Below are 2525 nucleotides of genomic sequence, written 5' to 3'. Positions count from 1 at the left end.
GGGCGCCTCACCTACCGGCCCTCGGGGCGGGAGCCCGCCACGATCGTCCCGGTCAGCGAGGCCGGGTTGTTCACCTTCGCCCGCCCGTACAACGCCAAGCAGGTCGACCTGGAGCGGTTCGAGCACCGGGGCGTCTTCCTCACCGAGTCCGCCGTCGACCGGCTCCGAGCCAGCGTCGGCCGTCCCACCTCGGTGGGCCTGACGGGAGCGCAGCGGCAGCTCGACTTCACCGACCACCTCTTCCCGCTGGTGCTGCTGGAGATGGCGCACCTGTACTACGTGACCCTGCTGGGCCCGGACTTCGGGCGCCGTCTCGCCGAGGTCGTCGGGCCGACCGTGGACACCGCCCTGGACAACCCGGCCGGACCGCGCACCCCGGAAGCGCTGTTGGACCCGGTCTCCTCCGTCCTCGGGGCGGCGGTGACGCTCATCGACGGGGTGCTCCAGGGGACGGTGCCGCACGTGGAGGCGCGCGCCGCCACCGACGGCTGGTCCCTCGACGCGGCCCTGTCCCGTTTCCTCGAGGTCACGGTGGGACCGGTGGCCCGGGACGCCCTGCTGGCCAGGGTGGACGACCCGGCCGGCCTGGCCGAGGAGTTCGCTCGGGCCCGCCGCCCGTGGGGTCACCAGCCGCTGCTGTCGGACAACCTCTTCGACTGGCGGTCGACCATCTCCCCGGTGCCGCCGGCGGACCGCACCTCGCCGGAGCGCTACCAGGCGGCCGTGGTGGAGTTCATGCGCCGCGACCACCTGTGGGCGGAGCAGGACAACCTGACCAACCCGGCGAAGGCCGCGGCGGACGGGGTGTGGCGCGACCTGCGGCCGGTGCTGGGGTACGCCGTCGACTACGGTGGTCTGACCGCCGCCTCCCACCGCGAGTTCCTCACCGTCTACATGCGGCACCACAACCGGCTGGCCAACGGCGCGGCCCTCGAGGTGATGGAGAAGATCCTCGCACTGGTCGAGTGCGGGATCGTGGACGTCTCGGTCGGCCCGGACGTGACGGTCGCGGGAGGGCCCGGCGGCCGGTTCCAGGTGAACGGCCCCCACACGGGCGCGGTCCGCGAACTCGACGTCCTGGTCGACGCCCGGGTGCACTCCTTCGACCCGGAACTGGACACCGCACCGCTGTACCGGCGGCTCCTCGACCGGGGGCTGGTGCGGAAGTGGCGCAACCCCGCCGAGGACGGGGACCACTTCGAACCGGGCGGTCTCGACCTCACCGTCGACTTCCACCCGGTGCGGCGGGACGGGACGGTCGACCGGCGGCTGACGTTCCTCGGACCACCCAGCGAGGGCGTCATGTTCTTCCAGCTCGGTGCGCTGCGCCCGCACCACAACCACCACGTGATGCGGGACGTCCTGACCTGGCTGCGGGAGTTCCTGCCCCGGGGCGGCACACCCGTGGCCGCCGAGGATGTCGCGACTCCGGTGGGTTGACGTGGCGGTGTCGGGCGCGCCCGGGACGACGGCGCGGGTCGGTGGCGACCGGCTGGCCGGCCCCGTGCCCTCCTGAGGAGGGACGGAGGCGGCTGTCTGGTCGGCCTCCGGCCGTACCGCCGGGCGCGGTGGGCAGGGGCGAGTCGGGGACGCGATCGAGGTGCGTCTGGACGCTTCGCGGTCCGGCCCACCCCGACGGCGGGAACATCGCGGTCGGGGCGGGACCGGGCGGACCCACGAGGCTGTTGGTCGGTCCAGTGCCGGGAGGTCAGGGGACGAGCCGCGAGCCCACCGCCGTGCCGGGTTCCCACCTCGGGATGCGCGCGGCGGCCGCGAGACCCCGTGTGGCGGGGCCGGCGACGTTCCCCGCCCGTCGACCACCGGTGGGGCGCCGGTCCGGACCCGGTCCCGGTGCGAGGCGCTGGTGGACACCCAGGGGGGCGACCCCGGTGCGGTGCCCGCCCCGCCGTTCCCACGCGGGTGAGGACGCCGGTCGGGAGTCGCGGGGAACTCTCCGGACCGGCGCCACCCGGGTGCTGACCGACCACGCCGGCGGGGGCGGCCTCAGTACACCAGGACGCTGTTCGCCGGGAACTCCACGGACGACACGCTCGACCCACCGAGGACGGGCAGCTGGGCCCCGGTGCAGTCGGTGCCCTCGAACAGGACCGCCTGCTGGCCGTTCGTGTTGACCGCCGACCTGATGCGATCCCCCCAGCCGTGCTCGACCAGGTCCACGCAGGCGCCCGCGCCCGCGTTCCACGCCCGCGCCGTGAAACGGGTCCCCTCGAAGTCCGCCTCGTCCCAGGCGCAGAACGTCCCGCTGAACTCGCAGGCTCCGCTGGTGCTCGACACCGCGACCGTCGGAGCGCCTTCGGGGGCGGCGGCGGCCACTCCGGACGTGACGGCCGAACCCGCGACGACCGCGACGACGCCGATCGTGGTGGTCAACGACCTTCTCGCGGACTTCCTCACGAAACACCTCCACACAAACAGGGGCAGGAAAGGAAACGGGGCCACCGGCGGTTCCTCGTCGTCGAGGTGCGACCAATTGTCCGGCGGGAATCCCCTGACCAGAACCTAGG

General features: G+C 73.8%; 2 protein-coding genes. One reads left to right on the top strand and one right to left on the bottom strand.

Annotated features, from left to right (window positions below; translation table 11 throughout):
- Window positions 1-1440: FAD/NAD(P)-binding protein (locus tag ACTIDRAF_RS31335; protein ID WP_016701436.1), on the top strand; the 1440-nt coding region annotated here is incomplete at its 5' end.
- Between the two features lie 564 nt (window positions 1441-2004).
- Here ACTIDRAF_RS31335 and ACTIDRAF_RS0225245 read toward each other — a convergent pair.
- The gene (locus ACTIDRAF_RS0225245; protein WP_083886703.1) at window positions 2005-2415 is read right to left on the bottom strand and encodes a peptidase inhibitor family I36 protein; all 411 of its coding nucleotides are present in this window, start codon (window positions 2413-2415) and stop codon (window positions 2005-2007) included.
- Window positions 2416-2525: the final 110 nt, after the last annotated feature.

The sequence above is a fragment of the Actinoalloteichus spitiensis RMV-1378 genome (genome assembly GCF_000239155.1).
Classification (GTDB): Bacteria; Actinomycetota; Actinomycetes; order Mycobacteriales; family Pseudonocardiaceae; genus Actinoalloteichus_B; species Actinoalloteichus_B spitiensis.
The sequence above is the reverse complement of the archived record's forward strand: the minus strand, read 5'-3'. Positions and strand labels throughout refer to the sequence as shown.